Origin of the sequence: Sinorhizobium saheli, assembly GCF_001651875.1 — a bacterium.
Classification (GTDB): Bacteria; Pseudomonadota; Alphaproteobacteria; order Rhizobiales; family Rhizobiaceae; genus Sinorhizobium; species Sinorhizobium saheli.
Genome location: NZ_LNQB01000102.1, coordinates 233,457 through 258,508 on the forward strand (window position 1 = coordinate 233,457; position 25,052 = coordinate 258,508).

Sequence of the window (25,052 nt, forward strand, 5' to 3'; positions counted from 1 at the left end):
CGGATGAGGGGCCAGAATCCCGGAGCATTTCCATGACCACCGCCGTCCTCTTCGACAATGTTTCCCGCCACTTCGGCATCGTTCGCGCCGTCGACCGGGTGAACCTCTCGATCGCCGAGGGCGAGTTCTTCGCGATGCTCGGTCCCTCCGGCTCGGGCAAGACGACCTGCCTGAGGCTGATGGCCGGCTTCGAGCAGCCGACCGGCGGGCATATCGAGATTTTCGGCGAGACGGCGGAAGGCGTGCCGCCCTATCGCCGCAGCGTCAACACCGTCTTCCAGGACTACGCCCTGTTTCCGCATCTCTCGATCCTCGACAACGTCGCCTATGGGCTGATGGTCAAGGGCATCGGCCGCGAGGAGAGGCGAAAAGCGGCGGAAGATGCGCTCGCCATGGTCAAGCTGCCGGGCTACGGCACCCGCCGCCCCGGGCAGTTGTCCGGCGGCCAGCGCCAGCGCGTGGCGCTCGCCCGCGCCCTCGTCAACAAGCCGAAGGTGCTGCTCCTCGACGAGCCGCTCGGCGCACTTGACCTGAAGCTGCGCGAGCAAATGCAGGAGGAACTGAAGAGCCTGCAAAAGTCGCTCGGCATCACTTTCGTCTTCGTCACCCACGACCAGGGCGAGGCGCTCTCGATGGCAGACCGCATCGCCGTCTTCAACGACGGCCGCATCCAGCAGCTCGGCAGCCCGGAAGACGTCTATAACCGCCCGAAGACCCGCTTCGTCGCCGATTTCGTCGGCTCGTCCAACGTGCTTTCTGCAGATCTCTGCCGGAGACTCGGCCTGAAGGCGGCCTTCGCCAGCCTCCGGCCGGAGGCGGTCGCGATTGCGCCGCCCCATAATGGGGCGCTCAGCCTCTCCGGCACCGTCGCCTCGCAGAGCTTCCTCGGCGCCACCAACCGCATCGTCGTCGATGTCGAGGGAGCCCGCATCGCAGTGGCGAGCCCCGCCACCCAGGGCTTTCCCCCGATCGGCAGCGCCGTCACGATCAGCTTCGCGGCGCGCGACCTTTACCCGATGGACGACGCATGACCATATTGGCTGAACGCGTAATCCTGCCCGAACGCCGCAGCACGGCCGGCCGCCTCTCGGATTTCTTCTGGCGGCACCCGCATGTGCTGCTGGCGCTGCTCCTTGGCCCGCCGCTGCTCTGGCTCGGGGTCGTCTATCTCGGCTCGCTCTTCGCACTGCTCCTGCAGAGCTTCTTCTCGATCGACGATTTCTCCGGCCTCATCAATTACGAGTTCACGCTCGCCACCTACCGCCAGCTCTTGAGCGATACCCATCTCGACATCATCATCCGCACCGTGTCGATGGCGGCGATCGTGACGTTCGTCTCGGCGCTCATCGCCTTCCCGATCGCCTATTACGCCGCCCGCTACGCCCGCGGAAAGTGGAAGGCGCTGTTCTACCTCGCCGTCATGCTGCCGCTCTGGTCGAGCTACCTCGTCAAGATCTACGCCTGGAAGCTGATCCTCGCCAAGGAAGGCATCCTCACCTGGTTCTTCGAGAAGCTGAACCTCCTCTGGCTGCTCGAAGCCTGGCTCACGCTTCCGGTCGTCGGCGGCAATTCGCTGTCGGTCAGCTACACCGGCACCTTCATCGTCTTCGTCTATGTCTGGATGCCCTTCATGATCCTGCCGATCCAGGCGGCGCTCGAGCGCGTGCCGGCAAACCTGATCGAGGCCTCCTGGGACCTCGGCGGCACGCCGGCCCAGACCTTCCGCTACGTGCTCTTTCCGCTCGCGCTGCCCGGCATCGTCGCCGGTTCGATCTTCACCTTCTCGCTGACGCTCGGCGACTACATCATCCCGCAGATCGTCGGCTCGTCGCGGCTCTTCATCGGCCAGGCCGTCTACGCCCAGCAGGGCACTGCCGGCAATATCCCGCTTGCCGCCGCCTTCACCGTCGTGCCGATCGTCATCATGGGCGCCTATCTCTGGATGGCCAAGCGCATGGGGGCCTTCGATGCGCTCTGAGAAGTCGAACTCCGCTCCCCTTGGCCTGAAGATCGCCGCAGCGGCAGGCCTCGCCTTCATGCACCTGCCGATCCTGCTGATCTTCCTCTATGCCTTCACGACGGAGGAGAAGAGCTACCAGTTCCCGCCGCCCGGTCTCACGACCCAATGGTTTGCGGTGGCCTGGAACCGGCCGGATGTCTGGGCGGCGCTGACGCTCTCCGTCAAGGTCGCCTCGATCGCGACCGCGGCCGCGCTCGTGCTCGGCACGCTCTGCGCCGCCGCCGTCAGCCAGACCCGCTTCTTCGGCCGCGAGGCGGTGTCGCTCCTCGTCATCCTGCCGATCGCCCTGCCCGGCATCATCACCGGCATCGCGCTCCGCTCAGCCTTCTCGATCGCCGACATACCGTTCTCCTTCTGGACGATCATGCTCGGCCACGCGACCTTCTGCATCGTCGTCGTTTACAACAATGCGGTCGCCCGCTTCCGGCGGATTTCCGGCTCGCTGATCGAGGCGTCCATGGATCTCGGCGCCGACGGCTTCCAGACCTTCCGCTACGTGATCCTGCCGAACATCGCCACGGCGCTGCTTGCCGGCGGCATGCTCGCCTTCGCCCTTTCCTTCGACGAGGTGATCGTCACGACCTTCACCGCCGGCCAGCAGTCGACGTTGCCGATCTGGATGCTCGAAGAGCTCATCCGTCCGCGCCAGCGCCCGGTGACCAACGTCGTCGCCATGGTCGTCGTCATCGTCACCTTCCTGCCGATCCTCGGCGCCTACTACCTCACCCGCGACGGCGACCAGATCGCCGGCGCCGGCAAATGAAATCGCACCTGAAGGGAGAACAGCCATGGACACCCAACTCTTGATCGGATCGCGCTTCGAGGCCGGAACCGAGGCCGAGGAGCACATCCTGAACCCCCGGACGGGCGCCAGGATCATCGATCTCGCCGAGGCCTCCCATGCCCAGGTCGACGCCGCCGTCGACGCCGCCGAGCACGCTTACACCGGCTGGTCGCAGACGACGCCCACCGAGCGCTCGAATGCCCTCTTGAAAATCGCCGACGCCATCGAAAGGAACGCCGACCAGTTCGCCGCGCTCGAGGCGTTGAACTGCGGCAAGCCGATCAATGCGGTCAGGAACGACGAGTTGCCGGCAATCATCGACTGCTGGCGCTACTTCGCCGGCGCGGTACGCAACCTGCACGGGCCGACCGCCGGCGAATATCTGCCGGGCCACACCTCGATGATCCGCCGCGACCCGATCGGCGTGGTCGGCTCGATCGCCCCCTGGAATTATCCGCTGATGATGATGGCCTGGAAGCTCGCACCGGCGATCGGCAGCGGCAACACCGTGGTCTTCAAGCCCTCGGAGCAGACGCCCCTGACGGCGCTGAAGCTCGCCCGGCTCCTGGCCGACATCCTGCCTCAGGGCGTCGTCAACGTCATTGCCGGGCGCGGCGAGACCGTGGGCAACGCGCTGATCAACCATCCGAAGGTGGCGATGGTGTCGATTACCGGCGATATCGCTACCGGCAAGAAAGTGCTCACCGCCGCCGCCAAGACGGTGAAGCGCACCCATCTCGAGCTCGGCGGCAAGGCTCCCGTGATCGTCCATGACGACGCCGACCTCGAAGCGGTCGTCAACGGCATCCGTACCTTCGGCTACTACAATGCCGGCCAGGACTGCACCGCCGCCTGCCGCATCTATGCGGAGGCCGGCATCTACGAGAAGCTCGTCGCCGATCTCACCTCCGCCGTCGCGACCATCCGCTACAATCTCGACGACGACACCGAGAACGAGATCGGTCCGCTGATTTCGCAACGCCAGCGCGATCGCGTCGCGAGCTTCGTCGAGAGGGCGGCCGACCAGAGGCATATCGAGATCACCACCGGCGGCCGCGCCGGCAGCGAGCACGGCTTCTTCTTCCAGCCGACGGTCGTCGCCGGCGCCACCCAGGCGGACGAGATCGTCCGCCGCGAGGTCTTCGGGCCCGTCGTCTCCGTCACCCGCTTCACCGACCGCGACGATGTCGTCGCCTGGGCGAACGACAGCGACTACGGCCTCGCCTCGTCCGTCTGGACCAGGGACATCAGCAAGGCGATGCGGGCCGCGTCGCGCCTGCAATATGGCTGCACCTGGATCAACACCCATTTCATGCTGACCAACGAAATGCCCCATGGCGGCGTCAAGCAGTCGGGCTACGGCAAGGACATGTCGGTCTATGCCCTCGAAGACTACACGGCCGTCCGCCACATCATGATCAACCACGGCTGAGGCGACGGGGCAGCGACCCTCATCCCGCTGCCGCGACCTTCTCCCCGTTCCGACGGGGAGAAGGGACCGACCCGCAAACTCCGATCCACATCTGCGCGAACGAACAAGGCGGCGCAACGAGTCCCCTTCGCCCGCCTGCGGCCGCCTGCGGGGAGAAGGTGGCCGGCAGGCCGGATGAGAGGAACACAATGCCCTCCGATCGTCGGAAGCGATCGGAGGGCATGTCCTTTTCGCGCCCACACCCCCGCCTCGCCGCTTCACGCCGCGGCTTGCAGATCCGGCGGCGAGCCTTGCCGAGATCAACCGGCGCTTCGCCGCCGTTCCCTTCGAGGGCGCCTACTGGACGAGCCTCAAGGCATCGCAGTGACCCTCGTGCCCGCGGTGCGGCTCGGCGGAACGCCTGCGACCGACACCGACGACCCGCTCATTGCCAGTCACGCGCCACCCTATATAAGACTCCGTCAGGAGGATTTGCATGTTGTGGTTGGTTGCGTTGCCTCTGGGCGTGGCGCTCGTGTATCTCGCCGTGCGCTACGGCCGATTTCGCAGTTGGCTGGAGCCGGTCCTGTCGATTGCCGTGGCACTGGGGCTGACCGCCGCCTTCCTGATCTGGCTCAGCGAGGGTACGCCGGAGCAGGGCCCGGCGCCCGCCACTCCAGAGCCCGCCGCCGCTCTCGCCGCTTCCGATATCCTCCTCGAAGACATGACCTTCGAGGCCAACCAGTCCGAGCGCAGCTACCGCGTTCGCGGCACGGTCACCAATTCGTCGGAGGTGGCGCTGGAATATTTCCGGATTACCGTCACGCTCGAGGATTGCCCGCAAGGCGCCTGCAGGCGCATCGGCGACGACACGGCGCTCGTCCTCGTGCGCGTCCCGGCCGGCCAAAGCCGTGCTTTCGAGACGTTCCTCACCTTTCGTTACCGGGAAGATGAAGCCCCGACCGCACCGAAATGGAGCTACGGCGTCAGCGATGTCAGGGGTGCGGCCGGGCGGTAATCGGCAGTGCACAGTGGTTGCCCATCATCCGCCTGCCGGCACCTTCTCCCCATTTTGATGGGGAGAAAGGACTCGCGGGGCACCGCCATCCCCAATCGCAATTGCCTCAGCAATAGATCCTGAACTTCTCCCGGATCGCCCGGTCGATCTCCGAAGCGATCACCGACGGTGCGGCTTCCGCGAGAATGCGGTTCTTCCTCTCGATCGCACGCGCGACGAGATCGGGCCGCCCGATCTCGGCCCATTCCTTCGGGCTCGTCCGGTCCGCGACCGCCGGGTAGATATATTCCGTCTGCATCAGGCCCAGCGTCTGCGGGTGGCCGAGATAGTGGCCTGGCCCGTCCAGGCAGACGGAGCGCATGGTTTCGAGCGAGACCGAGTCCTCGGTGACCTCGATACCGCGGATGCAGCGCTGTACCTGACCGAGTAAGTCGTCGCCGAGCACCAGCGACTCCAGGCAGAAGCCGAGCAGCGAGGCATGCATGCCCACCGCCTCGTAGACCATGTTGAGGCCGGAGAGGCCCGCCATGACGTTGGAGATCGCCTGCTCCCAGCCGGCCTGCATGTCGGGAAGCTTCGCATCCGCGATACCGGCGGCGGCACCGCCCGGCAGACGGTAGAACTGGTGCATCTGCGCGCAGCCCGCGGTCAGCAGCGCCTGCTCGCCGGAGCCGCCGGACATGGCCCCGGTCCTCAGGTCGGAAACGAACGGCCAGGTGCCGAAGACGGCCGGATGGCCGGGGGCCATGGCGTTGACATAGACGACGCCCGCGAGGCATTCCGCGACCGCCTGAACGATCGCTGTCGCCAGCGGCGCCGGCGCCGTTGCACCCGCCTGCCCCGCCGAAAGCAGCAGGATCGGCATGCCGCCGCGGATACACTTTTCCATGGTGATGCAGCTCTCTTCCGCAAACTTCATCGGCGGCACGACGAAGCAGTTGGAATTCGAGACGAAGGGCCGCGCCCGCCACTTGTCCTCGCCGCCGGCGATCATGTGGATCAGATCGAAGCAGCCCTCGACATGCGACGGATCGGAGAAGCTGGTGCCGACATGTTTGGTGGTCCCGGCGCAGCAGGCATAGAGGGTGTTGATGTCCATCAGGAAATTGTCGGGGACATCCCGGCAGACCATTGCGCGCTGGAAGAAATGCACGTTGTCGAGATGATCGACGAGTTGCGCCGCATTCAAAAGGTCCTTCGCCGTCGACTCGCGATATTCCCGCTTCTCGACGTCGACGACGTGCACCGCGGCGCCCGCCGTGCCGTAATAGACGCGGGTGCCGCTCAAGTTCAGGTCCTGCTTCGGATCGCGGGCATAAAGCGTGATGTCGCGCGCGGCGACGGCGAGCATGTCTTCGACCAGTGCGCGGGGGAAGCGGATGCGCCCGTCGTCGCCGAGGATCGCGCCGGCGCCGGTCATGATCTCGATGCCGGATTTCGGCGCATTGGCGAGCCCGATCTCTTCCAAGGCATCGAGCGCCGCCGCGTGAATGCGCTTCACCTCCGCCTCCGTCAGCGGCTTGTACTGACCGCCCGAAAGGCCGGGGCGTACCGGCCGGATGTTCTCGGCAAGCGGTGCCGAGCGAAGCGCCACGCGCGCCGCCCGACCGCCGGACCGTCTCGAAGCCGCAACTGCGCATTCCTCAGCCATCTTCATCTCCCAATGGCGTTATAGCTCTTGTCTCGCGCTTGCCACCCCTCTCCTCGGCCAGCGATTGCCCTTCACCCTAGCCCTCTCCCCGCACGCGGGACTGGACGGCGCGGCATACCCCATCTCCCCGTCAAAAAGGGGAGAAGGTGCCGGCAGGTGGATGAGGGGCGAATCATTGCCGCGAGGGTCCATCCGACACGGAATTAAGCCCGCACCCGCTCCGCCTTCGGGTCATACATCGGCTTCAGCGAAGCCTCGGCCTTGACCCGCGCTCCGGCGATTTCGATCTCGTAGCCCGAGGCCAGCACGTCCGCCTCGCTCTGCCCTTGGCACGGCACGTAGCCAAGCCCGATCGCGCCGCCGAGGTGATGCCCGTAATTGCCCGAGGTGATCGTCCCGACGATCTCGCCGTCACGGACAATCGCCTCGTTGTGGAAGAGCAGCGGCTGCGGATCGGTAAGCCTGAACTGCACCAGCCGGCGCGTGAGCCCCGTGTCACGTCTGGCGAGCACCGCCTCGCGGCCGATGAAATCGCCCTTGTCCGGCTTGACCGCAAAGCCGAGCCCCGCTTCGAGCACATGGTCCTCGTCGGTGATGTCGTGGCCGAAATGACGGAACGCCTTTTCGATGCGGCAGCTGTCGAGCGTGTGAAGACCGCAGAGTTTGAGCCCCAGGCCGGCTCCCGCTGCCTCGAGCGTCTCGAAGACATGCGCCGCCTGGTCGGTCGAAACATAGAGCTCCCAGCCGAGTTCGCCGACATAGGTGACCCGATGCGCGCGGGCGAGCCCCATGCCGATCTCGATCTCGCGGGCGGTACTGAAGGGATGCGCCGCGTTGGAGAAATCGTTCGTGCTCACCACTTGCATCAGCTCGCGCGCGCCTGGCCCCATGACGCAGAGCACGCTTTCGGCGGCGGTGACATCGGTGATCACCACGAACGCGTCGCCAAGATGCTTGCGCAGCCAGGCGAAATCGCGCTGCAGCGTCGCGCCCGGCACGACGAGCAGGAAAGCGGTCTCCGAAAGTCGCGTCACGGTCAGGTCGCTCTCGATGCCGCCGCGGGCGTTGAGCATCTGGGTGTAGACGATGCGGCCGGGCTCGACATCCATCTCGTTGGCGCAAAGCCGCTGCAGAAAGGCGAGCGCATCGCGCCCCTCGACGCGGATCTTGCCGAACGACGTCATGTCGAAGAGGCCGACGCCATTGCGAACCGCAAGGTGCTCCTCCCGCTGGTTCTCGAACCAGTTCTGCCGCTTCCAGGAATAGCGGTACTCGCGTTCCTGGCCTTGCCGCGCGAACCAGTTGGCGCGCTCCCATCCCGCCACTTCGCCGAAGACGGCGCCGCGGGCTTTCAGATGCTCGTGCAGGGGCGAGCGGCGAACGCCGCGCGCCGTCGCCATCTGGCGATAGGGGAAATGATCCGCATAGAGGAGGCCCAGCGTCTCCGATACGCGTTCCCTGAGATAGCTGCGGTTCTTCTGGAACGGCTGCGCGCGGCGGATATCGACCTCCCAGAGATCGAAGGGCGGCTCGCCGTCGTTCATCCATTGCGCCAGCGCCATGCCGGCACCGCCGGAGGAGACGATTCCGATCGAGTTGTAGCCTGCCGCCACCCAAAAGCCTTTGAGCTCCGGCGCCTCGCCGAGATAGTAGCGGTCGTCGGGCGTAAAACTTTCCGGACCGTTGAAGAAGGTATGGATACCCGCCGTCTCCAGCATCGGCATCCGGTTGACCGCCATTTCGAGGATCGGGGCGAAATGATCGAAATCCTCCGGCAGCTGGTCGAAGCAGAAGTCCTCGCTGATACCTTCCATGCCCCAGGGCTTGGCCTTCGGCTCGAAGGCGCCGACCAGCATCTTGCCGGCATCTTCCTTGTAATAAGTGCACTCGTCGGGCACGCGCAGCACCGGCAGGCGGCTTAAGCCCGGGATTGCCTCGGTGACGATATAAAAGTGCTCGCAGGCATGGAGCGGCACCGTGACGCCGGACTGGCGGGCAAGCTCCCGGCCCCACATGCCGGCGCAGTTGACGACGTTTTCGGTCTCGATGGTAAAGCGCTCGCCGTCCTGCTCGCAGGTGACGCCGGTGACGCGCCCGTCCTTCTTCAGGACCGAGGTGACCTTGACGCCCTCGATGATCGTCGCGCCGTTCTGCCGCGCGCCCTTGGCAAGCGCCATGGCGATATTGGCGGGATCGCATTGGCCGTCGAGCGGCAGATGCACCGCCGCCTTGACATCGGTGACGTTGAGATGCGGATAAAGCTCCTTCACCTCGTCCGGCGCAATCTCGCGCACATCGACATTGAAGGCGCGGGCGAGCGAGGCTTGGCGGTAGATTTCTTCCTTGCGCTCATCCGTCAGCGCAACGGTGATCGAGCCGTTCTGGCGCATACCGGTCGAAATGCCGGTTTCGGCCTCCAGCTTGACATAGAGGTCGGCCGAATATTTCGCCAGCCGCGTCATGTTCTGCGAAGCGCGAAGCTGGCCGATCAGCCCGGCCGCGTGCCAGGTGGTGCCTGAGGTCAGCTGCTTGCGCTCCAGCAGCACGACATCGGTCCAGCCGAGCTTCGCCAGGTGATAGGCGACCGAGCAGCCGGACACGCCGCCGCCGATGATGACCGCGCGCGCCTTCTGAGGAATGGGCTTCGTCATGCCTTCAATCTTTCGTTCGAGGGATCCCAGAGCGGCTGGTCGGGCTCAACGATCGCCTTGAAGCGGTCGCCGAAAATCTCGACCTCGATCTCCTGGCCGGGTACGGCGAGATCGGCGCGCAGCATGCCGAGCGCGATCGACTTGCCGACGCGATAACCCCAGTTGCCGGACGTCGTCTCGCCGACCACCTCGCCGCCCGACCAGAGCGTCGACATATAGGGCGCGTCGCATTCTCCCGCCTCGACCGTCAGCGTCACGAAGCGCTTGGCGACTCCCTGCTGCTTCTCGCGCTCCAGTGCCGCCTTGCCCTTGAAGCTCGGCTTCGACCAGTCGACGAAACGGTCGAGCCCGCCCTGAAGGATCGTGTAGTCGGTCGAAAGATCGCCCTTCCAGGCGCGATAGCCCTTTTCGATCCGCACGCTGTCGAGCGCCTCCATGCCGAAGGGCTTGAGGCCGTGTTTCCGGCCGGCCTCGCAGACCGCGTCGAAGATCGCGCCGGTATCATCGACCTTCGTGTGGATTTCCCAGCCGAGCTCGCCGGCAAAGGAGACGCGCACCAACTGGCAATAGCGTCCTGCGATCTCAGCGGTCTGATGTGTCAGCCAAGGCTTGGCAAGATCGGCATCCGTCACCTCCGCGAGGATCGCGCGCGACTTCGGTCCCGTCAGGATCTGGCAGGCGAAATTCGCCGTCACGTCGTCGAGCGTGAAGGCGGCATTCGCCGGGCGGTGCTTCTGCAGCCACTCGAGATCATGCCACTGCGCCGTCGCCGCAGTGATCAGGAAGAAGAAATCCTCCTCGATCGCCATAACCGACATTTCCGTGACGATGCGGCCCTTGTCGTCGGCGAAATAGGCGAGCCCGATGCGTCCCGCTTTCGGCACCCGGCCGGTGATGAGGCCGGAGAGCCATTCGCGCGCCCCCTCGCCCTTCACCCGGAAGCGCGAGAAGCCCGGCAGGTCGAGAATGCCGGCGGCATCGCGCACCGCCAGGCACTCCTCCTCGATGCGCTTCGCCCAGGGGCCCTCCCGCCCCCAGGTCTGCGTCGCCTCTTCGGAGGTGTCGTCGGCGGGCTTCGCATACCACATGGCACGCTCCCAGCCGTTATAGGGCTTGAACTGCGCGCCGAGCGCGGCGATCCGATCATGGATCGGCGACAGCTTCCTGTTGCGCCCCGCCGGCCAGTAATGCTTCGGGAAATGCATCGCATATTCGTGGCCGTAGATTTCCTTGCCCTTGGCGACGCAGTAGTCCCGGTCGGTATAGTCGGTATAACGGCGCGGATCGCAGGACCACATGTCCCATTCCGTCTGGCCTTGGGTCACCCATTCGGCGAGCACCTTGCCGGCGCCGCCCGCCTGGCAGATCCCGAAGGTGAAGACGCAGGCCTCGAAGGCGTTCGGCACGCCGGGCATCGGCCCGATCAAGGGGTTACCGTCCGGTGCATAGGGGATCGGCCCGTTGATGACGCGCGACAGACCGGCAGTGCCGAGGATCGGCACCCGCTCGACGGCGTCGTTCAGGTACCATTCCAGCCTTTCGAGGTCGTCCGGGAAGAGCTGGAAGGAGAAATCCTCCGGCATCGGATCGTCGGGCGTTACCCAATGGGCGCGGCAGTTGCGCTCATAGGGCCCGAGATTCATGCCGTATTTCTCCTGCCGCAGATAATAGGAGGAGTCGACGTCGCGTAAGAGCGGCAGCTTGTGCCCGGCATCCTTCGACCAGGCTGCAAGCTCCGGGATCTCCTCGAAGAGGATGTATTGATGGCTCATCACCATCATCGGCACGTCGCGGCCGAACATCTTGCCGACCTCGCGCGCATAGTAGCCTGCGGCATTCACCACATATTCGCAGCGTATCTCGCCTTGCGGCGTGGAGATCACCCACTCATCGTTTTCGCGGCGCGCTCCGTTGGCCGGACAGAAGCGGATGATCTTCGCGCCCATGTCGCGCGCACCCTTTGCCAGAGCCTGCGTGAGCTGGGCCGGGTCGATATCACCGTCATGGGGGTCGTAAAGCGCGCCGGTCAGATCATGCGTTTCGAGGAAAGGATAGCGGCTGCGCATCTCGTCGGGCGTCAGGATATCGAGCTCCATGCCCTGATACCGCCCCATGCCGACGACGCGCTTGAACTCCTGCAGCCGCTCCCTGGAATGCCCGAGACGGATCGAGCCCGTGACGTGGTAGTTCATCGGATAGTCGACCAGCGCGCCGAGCTCCCGGTAGAGCGAGGCCGAATAGCGCTGCATGTTCATGATTGACCATGACGCGGAAAACGTCGGCACATTGCCGGCCGCATGCCATGTCGAGCCGGCCGTGAGCTCGTTCTTCTCCAGAAGCACGCAATCGGTCCAGCCGGCCTTGGCGAGATGGTAGAGCGAGGAGGCGCCGACCGCGCCCCCGCCGATGATCACGACACGTGCATGTGACGGCAAATTCGACATCAGTGGTTCCCTCTTTCTCGCGATTTTTGACGAGGAGCGGGGCGCCATCAAGCGTATGGCGGGAGCTTTATTGATCGAAGAATTCGATTAGATTGGCTCGGCCGAACCGAGGAGCGCGCGATGCAGGTGGACCTGATCGAGACCTTTCTGGACCTTATGGAGACGCGGAGCTTCAACCGCACCGCCGAGCGACTGAACGTCACGCAGTCGACAGTCTCCCATCGCGTCAAGGCACTCGAGGCGCAGTTCAGCCGCAAGCTCTTCACCCGCAACAAGGGCGGCACCGTTCCGACGGCCGCGGGTTTGCGCTTTCTCGACTATGCAAAGGCTCTGCAAAATCAATGGCATGAGGCGACGCGCGCGGTGGCGAGCGCCGGTGCCCTGGAGCGCTCCATGCGGCTCGGCATCCAGCACGACCTGGCCGAGGCCCTTGCCGGCCGCTGGGTCGCCGCCATCCGCCGGGAACTGCCAACGACGGAGATCTATATGGAAGCGGACTATTCCGGCCAGATGAACCGCGATCTCGCCGCCGGGGAACTCGATCTCGCCATTCTCTACACCCCACACTACCTGCCCGACCTTCACTATGAACGGATCGGCGAGTTGCATTACGTACTGGTCAGCACCGAGGCGAGTGAAATGGCCGGCGTGCGACCCGACACCTATATCCGCGCCAGCTATTCGCCGGCCTTCGACCGCGCCCATCGGCTCGCCCTGCCGCATCTCTCGGTCGCTTCGCTTGCCGCCGGACAGAACATGGCGATCGCCGGTTTCCTGCGCGCGCTCGGCGGCGCGGCCTATGTGACGAGAGCCACCGCAGAGCGGCTTTCCCACGACGGCATCGCGGCTATTGTCGACGACGCGCCGGTCATTCCGCAGGCGATCTATGCTGCGACGAGTCTTCGCACCCGCCACGCCCACCAGCACCGCAAGATCATCGGCGCCATGGAGGGGCTCCTCGTCGCCGCGTAAAGGCAGCAAATGGCCCCTCTCCTCGGGTTTAACCCGAGGACTAACCCTCTCCCCAGAGGGGACTGGGGGGCGCGGCATGCCCCTTCGCCCCGCTTGCGGGGAGAAGGTGCCGGCAGGCGGATGAGGGGCGCTCAAGGAAACGGGACGCCCTCACCGCGCCTTGAATTTTTCCTTCAGCCGCACGACATCCCGGGCCGTCACCCCGGGCGGATCGACGACCGCCATCCATGCGTCGATATAGTGCTCCGGTGCGTAGACATGGCCGTAGCCGATCGGCGAGGTCGTCGCCAGCGCCATGTCCGCAAGCAGTTGCAGGCCCGTGACGACCGGGAACCAGCGGAAAGCCGGTGAGACGTCCGGCCCGCGCGGCGCCTTCATCCAGTCCGGCTCACGGTAGAAGGCACGCGGATCAAAGAAGGTCACCGGGTCGCTCGCATATTGCAGATAAACGATCCGCATCGCCCCCCAGCGGGCACCCGGGATATCGAGTGCATTCATCTGGTTGGTGAAGCGGATGACGGAACTGTCGCGATAGCGCGGCAGCCATGCGGGCGAACCGGGCACCCGGTCGGCCGTAATCGAACGCCAAAGTCCGCTCTGGAACGGCGGCCCGCTCCAGAGCGCCCCCTGGAAGGGATCGCTGATGACATCGAAGGGATCGACCGAACCTTGCGAATTCATCGCGCCGAGGCTCAGTCCATGCAGATAGAGCTTCGGACGCCGGTCCCTCGGCAGCGTCGTCCAGTATCGATAAACCTCGTCGAAGAGCGCGTTCGCCGCGTCGGCACCGTAGCCCGGTTCGACGAGCAGCGACAACCAGCTCGTGAGATAGGAATACTGCACCGCGACGCTCGCCACGTCGCCCTTGAGCAGATATTCGAGCGTGTCGAGCGCCGCCGGATCGATCCACCCGGTTCCGGTCGGCACGACGACGATGAGCGCGTTCCGCTCGAAGCCGCCGGCGCGTTTCAATTCCTCGAGCGCGAGCTTAGCCCTTTCCCGTGCGGTCTCGGCCGAGTTCAGGCCGACATAGACCCGCACGGGGTCGGGTGCCGTGCCGCCGAAAAAGGCGCCGATCTCGGCGCCCGTCGGCCCCGAGGCGATAAACTGCCGTCCCTGCCGCCCGAGCTCGTCCCAGCGCACGAGCGAGGCCTCGCTGCCGGTTTTAGCGGGATCGGCGGGCGGCGCGATTTCAGGGTCGACAAGCGCATCGAGTTGCTGGAAGGAACTGTCTGCCGCACGAAGCGCCAACTTGAAGATGACGCCGTTCGCAACGGACCAGAAAAGCGCAAGGGCCATCAGCCCTCCAAGCGCGTTGGCGATCGGTCGGGTCAGGACATATTGCAGCCATCGAGAAAAAACGCGGAACGTCAACCGGAAAAGCCGCGCCAGGAAGACGATCGCGACGAAGAGCAGGGCTGCGATGAGGCCGAGCATAAACGGCTCGGCGCTCTCGATCGGTTCAAGGCCCATGACGCGGCGCACGGTATTCTGCCAGCCCGCAGCCTGCCAGAGGAAGACGGCCGCGGCCGCCATGCAGACGATGGCCGCGGCGATCTTCAGCGTGCGCGCCCGCCGGGACGTCGGCTCCGGCAACTCGAAAAACGACCAGAGCCAGCGCAGGAACACGCCGATGGCGTAGCCGGCGGCCAGCGAGGCACCGGAGATCACCGCCTGCACCAGATGGGGACGTGGGATCAGGCTTGGCGTCAAGGAGACCGCGAAAAAGATCACGCCGACAAGCAACCCGCTCGTCGAAAAGGAGCGCAGGACGCTTGGCAGATGGAGCCGCGTCGGCCTCGACAGGTCCGTCTGTTGAAGGTGTTCCATCGCGGGCCTCCACTCTGCGGGCGTTGTCGCCTTGTCGCCCGAGGCGAGCGGCGCGTTGGCGGCAATGTCGCCTTCCGCTTCCGAACAGTCAATCGGCGCAACCCGAAGGTAAGTGACGGCCGCACACCTTTGCCCCTTAATGGCGACGCATTAGGGTCTGTTGACAAAGTTTGTGCTAAGACCCCTAACTTGGGTTTAAGTGAGCACTTTATGAAGACAGTCAGAGTTTATGGCCCGCCCGAGACGGCGCTCCCCTTCGACCTGCGAGATTTCCTGGAGCTCTTGGCTCCTCGCGCTCGGACCGCCTTGTGGACAGTGTCAGCGGTCGATGCAGGCTATCAGTGGTTCGATGCGACTGGTCCAGGTGGCGCCAATTTGGAGGCGATGGCTCAATCGGATAAGAGGGTAACTGGCCAACTTTTGACGGAGGCGGCTCGAGATACTCTTCAAGTTATATGGGGAGAGTTTACAGGTTCACTGCCTCAAGCCCCGGATCAAGACTGGGTTATCATACGCGCGATTGACAGCACGTTTTACGAAGTAACCACCAACGACGACGAAGTGCTCAGGCAGGTTGAAGCATCTTTTGGAGACGTTCGCTTTTGCGACAAAGTCTGGAAACCGTCGTCCGACGAGGCGGTTGTTGCCTCCACGCACGACAGTGACCGATAGAAGGGTGCCGCGAGCCACAATCTTCTCACCGGCAAGCGCTAGATCCTCCGCTCCTTGATCGTATTCATCACGAAGCTCGTCTCGATCGAGGCGACGCATTTGAGCCGGGCGATCTTTTCCTTGATGAAGCGCTCGTACTGATCGAGCCCGGCGCTCATCACCTTCAAGACATAGTCGCGCGAGCCGGTGACGAGATGGCATTCGAGTACCTCGTCCCATTGGCGGATCGCCTCCTCGAACATCACGATCTCGTCCTCGTGCTGGCGGCTCAGGCGCACCGTGGCGATCGCGGTCATCGTCCAGCCTTCGATCGCCGGATCAACCAGTGCCGTGTAGCCGCGGATGACCCCGGTCTCCTCCAGCCGGCGCAGGCGCCGGAGGCAGGGCGAAGGCGAGAGGCCGACGCGCTCGGCAAGCTCGTTATTGGTGATCCTCGCGTCGGCGAGCAGCTCTTTCAAAATGCGGCGATCGGTCTCGTCGGCAATTTTCTGCGCCATATCTTTTCAATTCCGCCAGATATTTGCGCTCCATCAAACCGAAGTGATCGCAAATAGCAAGGATCGGCCCAAGCGTTTGATATAATTTAGCCGGTAGTCGAGTCCGCCTGCGCCAAGGAGAAAACCATGACCGCGCCGCACCCGTCCAAAACCCATATCGGCAACCACAAACTGCATCCGGAAACGCTGATGCTGAACTATGGTTACGATCCCGAGCTTTCGGAGGGCGCCGTCAAGCCGCCGGTTTTCCTCACCTCCACCTTCGTCTTCCACTCCGCCGAGGAAGGCCGCGACTTCTTCGATTTCGTCTCCGGGCGGCGCGAGCCGCCGGCCGGTGTCGGCGCCGGTCTCGTCTATTCCCGCTTCAACCATCCGAACAGCGAGATCGTCGAAGATCGGCTCGCCGTCTACGAGCGGGCCGAAGCGGGCGCGCTCTTTTCCTCCGGCATGGCGGCGATCGCCACCACGCTGCTCGCCTTCGTGCGTCCGGGCGATGTCGTCCTGCATTCGCAGCCGCTCTATGGCGGCACCGAAACGCTGCTCGCCAAGACCTTTGCCAATCTCGGTGTTGCCGCCGTCGGCTTTGCTGACGGCATCGACGAGGCCGCCGTCAACGCCGCGGCGGAGGAGGCCATGAAGAAGGGCCGCGTCGCCTTCATCGTCGTCGAGACCCCCGCCAATCCGACCAACAGCCTCGTCGATATCGCCATGATGCGCCGCATCGCCGACAGGGTCGGCGAGCGACAGGGGCACAAGCCGATCTTTGCCTGCGACAACACGCTTCTCGGTCCGGTCTTCCAGCACCCGATCGAGCACGGCGCAGACCTCTCGCTCTATTCGCTGACCAAATATGTCGGCGGCCATTCCGATCTGATCGCCGGCGCCGTCCTCGGTTCCAAGGCGCTGATCAAGCAGGTGAAGGCGCTGCGCGGCTCGATCGGCACGCAGCTCGATCCGCATTCCTGCTGGATGATCGGCCGATCGCTGGAAACCCTGTCGGTGCGCATGGAAAAGGCGAACGAGAATGCCCGCATCGTCGCCGAGTTCCTGCGCGACCATCCGAAGGTCGAGCGGATCCATTATCTGCCCTTCCACGAGGAAGCCTCGCCGGTCGGCCGCGTTTTCGCCGCCCAATGCAGCGGCGCCGGCTCGACCTTCTCCTTCGACATCACCGGCGGCCAGGAGGCGGCCTTCCGGTTCCTCAACGAACTGCAGATCTTCAAGCTCGCCGTCAGCCTCGGCGGAACCGAATCGCTCGCCAGCCACCCGGCGGCGATGACCCATTCCGGCGTGCCGATCGAGGTGCGTCACCGCATCGGCGTGCTCGAATCCACCATCCGCCTGTCGATCGGCATCGAGCATCCGGACGACCTCGTGGCCGATGTCGCGAATGCGCTCACCACTGTCTGATGCTTAAAGCGCGTCGCATCCAATCGTATTCCATGCGACGCGCTTTAGTTCTTGCTCGTCGCTATCCCAAAACCGCTGCACGCTTTTGGGCGACATGCATTACAGCGCCGCGCGTCTTATCAGTGCCCAGCGATCAGCTCCGGGCGAAGCCGAGGACGAAGAGTGCCAGGGCGCCGGTCGAGGCGAAGGTGCGGACATGATTCCACCAGACCCAACCGGTCAGGTAACGCTCTCGCCAGAGATCGACGGCAGCCTGGCCGGAAGCGGCGGCGAGCGCGTTGTTCAGGGGCACGTTGAAAACCATCGTCACCGCCAGCGTACCGACGAGATAGACGAGACCGCCGGCCGCGAGCAGATAACTCCCCTGCCCGCCCCAGATCAAGGCGACCGCGATGAGGCCCAGGCTGAGAAGCGCCGTGCCCATGAAGGCGCTGAGGAACAGCGGATTCAGGATGACGTCGTTGATGGCGTTCATCGCCGCAATGCCCCCTTCCGGCGGCAGCCGCGACAGCGCCTGCATGATGCAGACGGAAAAGATAAAGAACAGGCCCGCCATCAGGCCGGACCCGATGACGGCAGCAAAGGCCAGGGCAGGTACAAGGGCAACCATTCACACACTCCGGATACCGGCTGCGGGCGTTTGACGGAATTTCGGGCAAGCCTGCGCTCCACAACCTAAGAGATAGCCGATCGGGTCGACACAGTCATCCAAGGTTTGGCCGAAAACATCGATCCCGAGGAAGAGCCATGGGTCAGCCGCGGAATGCCGCAAACCGCAACATTTTCGACGCGGCGCTCGATTGACATCACCGGCGCCCGCACCTAATCATCGGCGATCGGTTGGTTCCCGGAATGCGAGCGCATTTCGGGAGTAAACGGGAATGTGACGGATGGACCCAAGCTGGGCATCTCAATCACGGCCGACCCCGCGACTGTAGAGCGGCGTGAACTTGCCGTTCCGGAGCGATCCGGAAAAAGCCACTGGGAAGACGACTGCGAGAGGGCAGTTCGACCTGGGAAGGCGAGGCAAGTTCCTCGATGACGGAAGCTCGGCGCCTTCAAACGGAGGTGCAACGAATGCTTCAGCCACCTGACGCCGCGAGCCAGGAAACCTGCCAATCGATGCGGGCATAGTGCCCAACTCGGGAAATCCCATTGCCATCACGGAGGTTGTCATGGCTACGTCTACCGTTTCCAGCATTCCGCTCTCCCTGAGCGATCGTCTGACCGCCGGCTTCATCGCCCTGATGATCGGCGCCTTCCTCGTCTTCGGCGCAGGCCTCGCGAATTCGGCCGTTCTGCATGATACGGCGCACGACACCCGCCATTCCTACGGCTTCCCCTGCCACTAAGCGATGCGATGGAACGCTCGCGGCGTTCCGCATCGAACGAGAGCCGATCGGCCATCCGGTGTTCGCACCGTGAGCCTGCGTCCCCTGAAACGGGGCAGGCGCGCCCGCGGGGGCTGACGCCGGTTTTTGGTCTGCTTATACGGAAACCGGAAAATGGACGGCTTCTCTCTCGAGGGACAGCCGCGTGCCGGATTGAGGAATATCGACAATGATCGTCAAGACACTTCTGGCCGCCATCGTGGCCGGGCTGATCGCCGGCGTCTTCATGACCGCCGCCCAGGAACTGCGCGTCACGCCGCTGATCCTGCATGCGGAGGAGTTTGAAGGCCAGGCGCCGGCCGCCCCCGGTGAGCCGAGCGGCGAACAACCGGCCGCAACCGACCACCAGCATTCATCACTGAACGAAATCTCGACCTTCGGCACCGTGCTCGCGCTGCTTTCGCCGGTCACCCCGGCTTACGCCCATGAACATGAGGGCGAGCACGAAGAGGGCGGCATCATGTTCGGCATGAGCCGCTTCTCCGGCACGCTCCTTGCCAATCTGGTGACGGGCGCCGGCTTCTCGCTGCTTCTTGCCGGCATCAGCCTCGTGATCGGCTATCCCATCACGCTCGGCAACGGCGCGCTCTGGGGTGCCTTCGGCTGGCTTGCCGTCCACCTGCTGCCGGCAATCGGCCTGCCGCCGGAACTGCCGGGCTTTCCGGCCGCCGACCTCGGCGACCGCCAGTTCTGGTGGGGCGCAACGGTGCTCTTCTCGGTCGGCGGCCTTTACCTGCTGGCCCTCCGCCGCGAGATCAGCGCCAAGGTGGCCGGCCTCGTCCTGCTCGCGGCACCTCACGCCTATGGCGCGCCGGCGCCGCTCGACATCTCCAGCAACGTGCCGGCCGTCCTCGGCGCCGAGTTCGCCGTCGCGGCGCTCGCCACGACGCTCGCCTTCTGGACCGTCCTCGGCGTCGCCTCCGGTTTCATCAACGACCGGTTTCTGAAGGCGGCTTAGCGCCTGCGACCTGCTCCTCGGCTTTGCCCCTCACCCTACTCCCGCACACGGAAAGAGGGGACGAGGCGCTGCCGCGAGTTTCTTCTCCCCGTCTGAACGGGGAGAAGGTGCAGGCGGATGAGGGGCAGTCCGAGAAGAGAAACTATTGATGAGTACTTGCGAGCAGACGTGCCCGCAACCTCTCCCGCTGAAGCTCGGGCTCCAGAAGGACGCAGGTGTCGCAATAGCTGCCGCCGTCGCTGCGATAGAAAAGACAGCAGCCGCCGCGCATCCGGTAGGTCCGGGAAAGCGCCTCCTCCTCCATGCCGCAGTTCGTTTCGATTTTTTCGTAGCGCAATTCCGGCGAAAAGAGCGGCGAGCCGTCGCGCTTGACGATCGCGAGCGCCCGTTCCATCGCGCCTTCCTCCCCTCCCCGCCGTCGCCCGATTTCGAGAAAGGCGCCTGCCAGCCCGTCGGCCGCAAGCCGCCACTGCGCACGGGATGAGAGGCCGCAGCGCCGCTTCAACAGCGCGATCACAGGCTTCATATGCGCGACGAATGCATCGTGAAAAAACGCGGCCGCATTCTTCTCGGAGGCCTCGCCGCCCGCTTTTCCCAATTCGAACAGGAAGTGGAAGCGGCTGGCTTCGACTATCCGCCCGCCGGCGGCCCGCCGACAGCCCTCGAACCGCAGCCCCGTCAGCGCCGGGACGCGGCCTTCAAGGAGATGGAGGGCGCCGGCGGCGAGGCTGAACTGATGGCTGTAGAAGGCGATGAGATGCGCGGCCCGGATCTTGTCGTCCATGCCGGCGGCGAAGCGATCCTGGTAGGCAAGGCAGGTCTCGATGTCGGCGGATGCCTCGGCCCAGAAGGCGTCCGCGGAACGAAAGCCCGCCGGCAGCGGGCCGAGCGAACAGGCCACTTCCGGGAAATGAGCCGCAAGCCATTCGACGACCTCCTCTCCCACCCGCTTTGCGCTCGCCTGCTGTCGCTCCTGCACGTCGCTGCCCTCGCCTCAGACTTCATGAAACCGCCGGCGAAAGCCAACCGCCATTGAAGCCGGCCTTGCTCAAGCCCCGGCTAAAGGCCGGGATGCCGCGCGTAAGCTCCCAGATCAGGCCGCTTCTCCAGTTCTCGATCATCATGACGACGAGGCCCTGGTCAAGTCCGACGATGCGGTCATCCACCCAGCCCTCGGCGCCCTCGCCCGGCAGGCTCGGGTTGAAGCCGCCGGGAAGGCGTTCCTCCGCGACGAGTGCCGGATAGCGTGCGATGAGGTGGGAAAGGCTGCCGAGGCAGGCGTCCGGCTCGAACGGCAGGCCGGCGAGCGAAGCCCATGGGACGAGCGTGCCGTCGTCGGCGCCGAAGGGCGCGCCGCGTGCCGCGTAGCCCAGCAGCTTCTGCCAGCGACCGTCCCTGAGCCGCATCCAGCCCTTCGGTGCGTGACAGGCGCTGAAGCCCCAAAGGTCGCGGCTATAACCGGCGAAACCATGCGGGTTCTCTTCCGCATGCGCCCGCTGCAGCCTGATCGCTCTCCGGGTGTTCTCGAAATAGTCGTGCATGCGCCCGTCGCGAATGGCGCGGAAATCGATCCATGCATGCGGGAAGAGGTGAATGAACAGCGCACCGGCATGGAGATGCGTCGCTCCATCGAGCGTCAGCCATTCATGCGCCGCGGTGTACGCCTCGTAGTTTGCCGCTTCGATCGGGCGGGCCGGGGCGCCGAGCGCCAGCACGTAGAGCAGCAGCGCCTCGCTGTAACCGCGCCACCGGTGCTTCAGAAAGCGTCCGGGCGGCCGCCATCCCATTGTCACGGTGTCGCCGCGATTGAGCGCCCAGGCCCAATCCGCCCTTTCATAGAGAAGCGCGGCAAGCCTTCGAATGTCCGCCTCGCTCTCGCTGCGCCCGTGGAAATAGGCGGCGGCGGTCAAGGCCCCGGCGAGAAGCAACGCGCTGTCCATCGTCGAAAGCTCGCTGCGCCACACGCGCTCCCCCGTCCGCATGTCGAGGAAGTGATGGTAGAAGCCGCGATAGCCGCTCGCCCGCCCATCGCTCGCCTGCCGGCTGCCGAACAGGAAGCGCAGGGTTGTGAGCACGCGGCCGGCCGCCTCCGCCCGCCCGATCCAGCCGCGCTCGACCGCAACCGAATAGCAGGAAAGACCGAAGCCGGTGGCGGCGATGCTCGAGGGCGAACCCTCACGCGACGTATCGGCGACGAGGCCGGTGCCTGGGTCCGAGTAGCGCAGGAAGTAGTCGAACGCGGCCCGTTGCAGCCGGTCGACACGCGCGAGTTCCGTATTCGATCTCAGATGAGGCATGACGGCCTTCTTGTCGACGACCTTGACCGGAATGCGGCCTGCGCCGCAATCACCGAATATTGTAGAGCCGCCGCATGGCGACAGTCGCCGATTTCCAATCCTGTGTTACATTCATGCGATGACATCGGCCGGAACCGCCGTCGGTTTGCGGCCAAGCGCAAATGCCGGAAGCGGGGACGGAACGTCCCGAGACCTCCAGCGCCGTGCGCGCCCGATCGGGTGCGTAAGGTCGCTGCAGCACTTTGATGGATGGCGATGCGATGTTGAGCACGATGGCATTGATCCTGGCCCTCAGCGGAAGCCCGGCACAGCCGGCGGCCATGCCGGCGGATGTCGACGTGGAACTCGTGCTGGCGGTCGACATGTCCGGCTCCATGGACATGGAGGAGGCGCGCGTGCAGCGCTCCGGCTACGTACAGGCGCTGAGGCACCCGGAGTTCATCAACGCGGTCAGGGGCGGCCTTCTCGGCCGCATCGCGCTCGGCTATTTCGAGTGGGCAGGGCTCGTGAACGAGGATTCGGTCGTCACCTGGCAAATCATCGATGATGCCGCGGACGCCGAGGCGTTCGCCGACAAGATCGCGGCGCGGCCGGTCGGAACGCGGCGCGGCACCTCGATCTCCAACGCGATCCTCTTCGGCACGAGTCTGATCGACTCCAATGCCTTCTCGGGCGCCCGGCGCGTCATCGACATTTCCGGCGACGGCCCGAACAATACGGGTCCGCCCGTCACTCCCGCCCGCAACGATGCCGTCGGGCAGGGCATCATCATCAATGGGCTTGCGATCCTCATCCGCCCCTCGGTTTCGACCGGGCCGCTCGACCAATACTATGCCGAATGCGTCATCGGCGGCGCCGGCTCCTTCGTGCTTCCCGTGCACGAGCCCGAGGACTTCGCGATCGCGATCCGCCAGAAACTGATCCTCGAAGTGAGCGGCGTGGCACCTCCCCCGACGCTTCGGCTCGCCGCCGGCCAACCGGCGGCCGACTGCATGATCGGCGAGAAACTGAGACCGGGATTTCTCGATCGGGTCTATCCGGAGCTGGACCGGTAGCGGCACGACGAGCTTAAGGGCGAGCGGCCCCTGCGCCGCGTCGCCCTTATGCTCGTCGTGCCATACTCTCTGGGTGTTTGTTTTTGCCCCATTTGTGCGAAGTCAGGTGATTCCACCTGACCGCAAAATGCTCGAACAGCGCGCCACGGGCGGGGCGCACTTTTTACTGCAACACGTGATTCCGCCTCTCCAGGTCCGCGAGGGCGAGTTCCTGGCGGTCGCGCAATTCATCGGCGACGGCCTGAAGTGCCATTTCGACGCAATATTCAACCGTCTGCGCGCCCAATGCGCGGGCGCTGTCTCGAATGTATGTCAACATCCGCGCGATGCTCGCAAGTTCCGTTTCGGTGTCGGTTGAAACCGTAACATGCTTGGTCATTCGGGGCCCCCACTCGTTACGCTTACCGCCGAATATAAACCAGTCCCGCGTTTGCGCGCGCGTTGCACAAGCGTTGCACACGCTAAAGCGGCGTAACGACCGGGCCTCGCCAGAGATGAAAGGCTGCCTGCCCCCGGGAGCGGACGGGGAATCGCCATTGGACAACGCCCGCCTGCAACCCGGAGCGCTCAAGACGAAATCGCCTTTGACAGCGCGCGCGAACCGAAGCGGCGCGCCCTCTCCCCTTCCGGATTCTCGAAACCGGGCACGACGATCTTGACCACCGAGAACGGCAGGGATCGCGCGGAGAGCGGCACGGCAACGACCGATTGCGCACCTGCCCTTCGCACGCCTTCGAGAGCGTGGCGCAACAAGGTTTCCAGGTCGCCGCCGACCGATGGCCGAGCGATCGCGACCGGGCGCGGTATCGCCAGAAAGGCGCACCGCGTCGTCTCCGGCAGGGGTCGATCGAAGGTCTCCGGATGGACGTCGTCCCGCGCGCCGCTGATATAGGTGAGCCGCGACTGCGCGGCTTCGGTGACGGCCCGGATTGCGGCCCGAACCGGGGAGATGTGGGCCCCGCAACCGCTCGTCACCTCGATATAGCGAGCCTGGCCGCGGGTCACGCCGTTTGGCGCGAGCAAGGCGAGAAAAGCCGGAACGCCCGTGTCGCTGGTGATATCGAAGAGCCGGAGTTCGAGCTCAGCCGATTCGATGCGCGCGGCAAGCCGGTTCAGAGCCGCATCCTCGAAGCTCTCGGGGGCGATGCAGTTGCGGTAGCGGTTTTGCGGACCGGTCACCTGCCAGAGAACATGCGCGTCGCGCTCGATTCGTTCCAGGAGGCCGTGGAGCATCGCCTCCTGGATGTTGTTTCCCGAGGCCAGTCCATCGGACGACATCCAGAAGCGCGAGGGCTGCGTGCGGTCGAGCCGCACCGCCTCGAGCGGAACGAATGCCTGCTGCCCGGATATCAGATCAACGCCGGCAGCCCACTCCATTTCTTCATCCGGCCCGACGTCTTCCCGACCCGCGGCGATCAGGCCAGGCAGCGGATCCACCGCCCGCCCCGACGCGCTGAGGTCGCGGACTGTCCCGACAAGCGTCTCCACGGTCGGCTCGCCGGCGACGGCCCGCTCGAGTGCTTCCATCACGGCCGAAACCTTCGCGTCCGCATCCGTCAGCCCCTTGCCCTGCGCAACCACGATCGACCGGGCGTTCGGGGTATAGGCGCACCAGACCGGGATCCCGACCTTGTCGAGGCCGGTATGCCGCGAGACACGCGTTACGCCGAAAGCGGCAAGCAAGGGGCATACGCGCGCCAGAGTCTCCTCCGGGCTGCATGTCCGATCGGTATGGTCGCCGCACCGCTCCTCGATGCTAGGGCCGGTCACCGTCAAAAACGCCCGAGAAAACCTTGTCGGCGGACGACACCGCCACTGCGAAATCGACCCTCTTGACGATCGTACCGCCTTGCAAACGCAGATTGTTCGCCACTGCCAGATCGCCGGTCACCGAATCCAGCGGCTTGACCGTCCCATTCGTAAGGTCCGCCAGCCACAGGCCCGGTTCGCCCTCAATGCCGATCACAACAACAGTAGCCATCTGCTTTTCC

Annotated in this window: 21 protein-coding genes and 1 riboswitch; of the genes, 10 read left to right on the plus strand and 11 right to left on the minus strand. The window is 64.9% G+C overall.

Annotated elements, in window-relative coordinates:
• Positions 1 to 32 precede the first annotated feature (32 nt).
• The 5 genes from ATB98_RS27370 to ATB98_RS27390 all read left to right on the plus strand — a co-directional run bounded on the left by ATB98_RS27370 (position 33) and on the right by ATB98_RS27390 (position 5,233).
• Positions 33 to 1,031 (plus strand): ABC transporter ATP-binding protein, encoded by a 999-nt coding sequence (locus ATB98_RS27370; protein WP_066879740.1) that lies wholly within the window; start codon positions 33 to 35, stop codon positions 1,029 to 1,031.
• A complete protein-coding gene (locus ATB98_RS27375) occupies positions 1,028 to 1,978 on the plus strand; it encodes an ABC transporter permease (protein ID WP_066879743.1) in 951 nt (316 codons plus the stop codon). Before ATB98_RS27370 ends, ATB98_RS27375 begins: the two co-directional genes overlap by 4 nt.
• Positions 1,968 to 2,783, plus strand: a complete 816-nt coding sequence (locus ATB98_RS27380) for an ABC transporter permease (protein WP_066879746.1) — start codon at positions 1,968 to 1,970, stop codon at positions 2,781 to 2,783. Before ATB98_RS27375 ends, ATB98_RS27380 begins: the two co-directional genes overlap by 11 nt.
• Before the next feature lie 25 nt (positions 2,784 to 2,808).
• Positions 2,809 to 4,236, plus strand: coding sequence for a gamma-aminobutyraldehyde dehydrogenase (locus tag ATB98_RS27385; protein ID WP_066879748.1), 1,428 nt, complete (start codon positions 2,809 to 2,811; stop codon positions 4,234 to 4,236).
• A 475-nt stretch (positions 4,237 to 4,711) separates the two neighbouring features.
• The gene (locus ATB98_RS27390; protein ID WP_066879752.1) at positions 4,712 to 5,233 is read left to right on the plus strand and encodes a hypothetical protein; all 522 of its coding nucleotides are present in this window, start codon (positions 4,712 to 4,714) and stop codon (positions 5,231 to 5,233) included.
• Between the two features lie 106 nt (positions 5,234 to 5,339).
• Here the strand turns inward: ATB98_RS27390 and ATB98_RS27395 are convergent, their stop codons facing one another.
• The 3 genes from ATB98_RS27395 to ATB98_RS27405 form a co-directional block, all read right to left on the minus strand.
• Positions 5,340 to 6,884 carry a trimethylamine methyltransferase family protein gene (locus ATB98_RS27395; RefSeq protein ID WP_066879755.1) on the minus strand — a complete coding sequence of 515 codons (1,545 nt, stop codon included), beginning with the start codon at positions 6,882 to 6,884 and terminating at the stop codon, positions 5,340 to 5,342.
• 203 nt (positions 6,885 to 7,087) lie between these two features.
• Entirely contained in the window at positions 7,088 to 9,535 is a 2,448-nt protein-coding gene (locus ATB98_RS27400) for a GcvT family protein (RefSeq protein WP_066879758.1), read from the minus strand.
• Positions 9,532 to 11,979, minus strand: coding sequence for a GcvT family protein (locus tag ATB98_RS27405; RefSeq protein WP_066879761.1), 2,448 nt, complete (start codon positions 11,977 to 11,979; stop codon positions 9,532 to 9,534). The genes ATB98_RS27400 and ATB98_RS27405 overlap by 4 nt, the downstream gene beginning before the upstream one ends.
• A 120-nt stretch (positions 11,980 to 12,099) precedes the next feature.
• On the opposite strand from ATB98_RS27405, the gene ATB98_RS27410 reads away from it, so the two are divergent.
• Positions 12,100 to 12,951, plus strand: a complete 852-nt coding sequence (locus tag ATB98_RS27410; RefSeq protein WP_066879764.1) for a LysR family transcriptional regulator — start codon at positions 12,100 to 12,102, stop codon at positions 12,949 to 12,951.
• 150 nt (positions 12,952 to 13,101) lie between these two features.
• On the opposite strand, the gene ATB98_RS27415 is transcribed toward ATB98_RS27410, so the two are convergent.
• Both ATB98_RS27415 and ATB98_RS27425 read right to left on the minus strand, forming a co-directional pair.
• Complete coding sequence (locus tag ATB98_RS27415; RefSeq protein ID WP_066879767.1) at positions 13,102 to 14,781, minus strand: alpha/beta hydrolase; 1,680 nt, start codon at positions 14,779 to 14,781, stop codon at positions 13,102 to 13,104.
• Positions 14,782 to 15,491: 710 nt separating this feature from the next.
• Entirely contained in the window at positions 15,492 to 15,950 is a 459-nt protein-coding gene (locus ATB98_RS27425) for an Lrp/AsnC family transcriptional regulator (RefSeq protein ID WP_066879773.1), read from the minus strand.
• A gap of 126 nt (positions 15,951 to 16,076) precedes the next feature.
• Between ATB98_RS27425 and ATB98_RS27430 the strand changes: the two genes are divergently transcribed.
• Entirely contained in the window at positions 16,077 to 17,360 is a 1,284-nt protein-coding gene (locus tag ATB98_RS27430) for a cystathionine gamma-synthase family protein (RefSeq protein WP_066879776.1), read from the plus strand.
• A 133-nt stretch (positions 17,361 to 17,493) separates the two neighbouring features.
• On the opposite strand, the gene ATB98_RS27435 is transcribed toward ATB98_RS27430, so the two are convergent.
• Positions 17,494 to 17,970: an anthrone oxygenase family protein gene (locus ATB98_RS27435; RefSeq protein ID WP_066879779.1), complete on the minus strand. Its 477-nt coding sequence runs from the start codon at positions 17,968 to 17,970 to the stop codon at positions 17,494 to 17,496.
• 214 nt (positions 17,971 to 18,184) lie between these two features.
• Positions 18,185 to 18,494: riboswitch (cobalamin riboswitch) on the plus strand.
• A 41-nt stretch (positions 18,495 to 18,535) separates the two neighbouring features.
• Here ATB98_RS27435 and ATB98_RS27440 point away from each other — a divergent pair.
• Together ATB98_RS27440 and ATB98_RS27445 are read left to right on the plus strand one after the other, a co-directional pair.
• The gene (locus tag ATB98_RS27440; RefSeq protein ID WP_066879782.1) at positions 18,536 to 18,712 is read left to right on the plus strand and encodes a CbtB domain-containing protein; all 177 of its coding nucleotides are present in this window, start codon (positions 18,536 to 18,538) and stop codon (positions 18,710 to 18,712) included.
• 208 nt (positions 18,713 to 18,920) lie between these two features.
• On the plus strand, positions 18,921 to 19,709 hold the full coding sequence (locus ATB98_RS27445; RefSeq protein WP_066879785.1) for a CbtA family protein: 789 nt from the start codon (positions 18,921 to 18,923) through the stop codon (positions 19,707 to 19,709).
• A 142-nt stretch (positions 19,710 to 19,851) separates the two neighbouring features.
• Here the strand turns inward: ATB98_RS27445 and ATB98_RS27450 are convergent, their stop codons facing one another.
• Together ATB98_RS27450 and ATB98_RS27455 are read right to left on the minus strand one after the other, a co-directional pair.
• Entirely contained in the window at positions 19,852 to 20,688 is an 837-nt protein-coding gene (locus tag ATB98_RS27450) for a (2Fe-2S)-binding protein (protein WP_234782031.1), read from the minus strand.
• Positions 20,689 to 20,710: 22 nt separating this feature from the next.
• Positions 20,711 to 22,006 (minus strand): glucoamylase family protein, encoded by a 1,296-nt coding sequence (locus tag ATB98_RS27455; protein ID WP_066879791.1) that lies wholly within the window; start codon positions 22,004 to 22,006, stop codon positions 20,711 to 20,713.
• 260 nt (positions 22,007 to 22,266) lie between these two features.
• Here ATB98_RS27455 and ATB98_RS27460 point away from each other — a divergent pair, with 260 nt between their 5' ends.
• A complete protein-coding gene (locus ATB98_RS27460) occupies positions 22,267 to 23,061 on the plus strand; it encodes a DUF1194 domain-containing protein (RefSeq protein WP_066879920.1) in 795 nt (264 codons plus the stop codon).
• 163 nt (positions 23,062 to 23,224) lie between these two features.
• Here ATB98_RS27460 and ATB98_RS30310 read toward each other — a convergent pair whose 3' ends face one another.
• The 3 genes from ATB98_RS30310 to ATB98_RS27475 form a co-directional block, all read right to left on the minus strand.
• Entirely contained in the window at positions 23,225 to 23,440 is a 216-nt protein-coding gene (locus tag ATB98_RS30310; RefSeq protein ID WP_066879794.1) for a hypothetical protein, read from the minus strand.
• Positions 23,441 to 23,628: 188 nt separating this feature from the next.
• Entirely contained in the window at positions 23,629 to 24,831 is a 1,203-nt protein-coding gene (locus ATB98_RS27470) for a YcaO-like family protein (RefSeq protein WP_066879923.1), read from the minus strand.
• Positions 24,818 to 25,042, minus strand: a complete 225-nt coding sequence (locus tag ATB98_RS27475) for a hypothetical protein (protein ID WP_066879797.1) — start codon at positions 25,040 to 25,042, stop codon at positions 24,818 to 24,820. Before ATB98_RS27475 ends, ATB98_RS27470 begins: the two co-directional genes overlap by 14 nt.
• Positions 25,043 to 25,052: the final 10 nt, after the last annotated feature.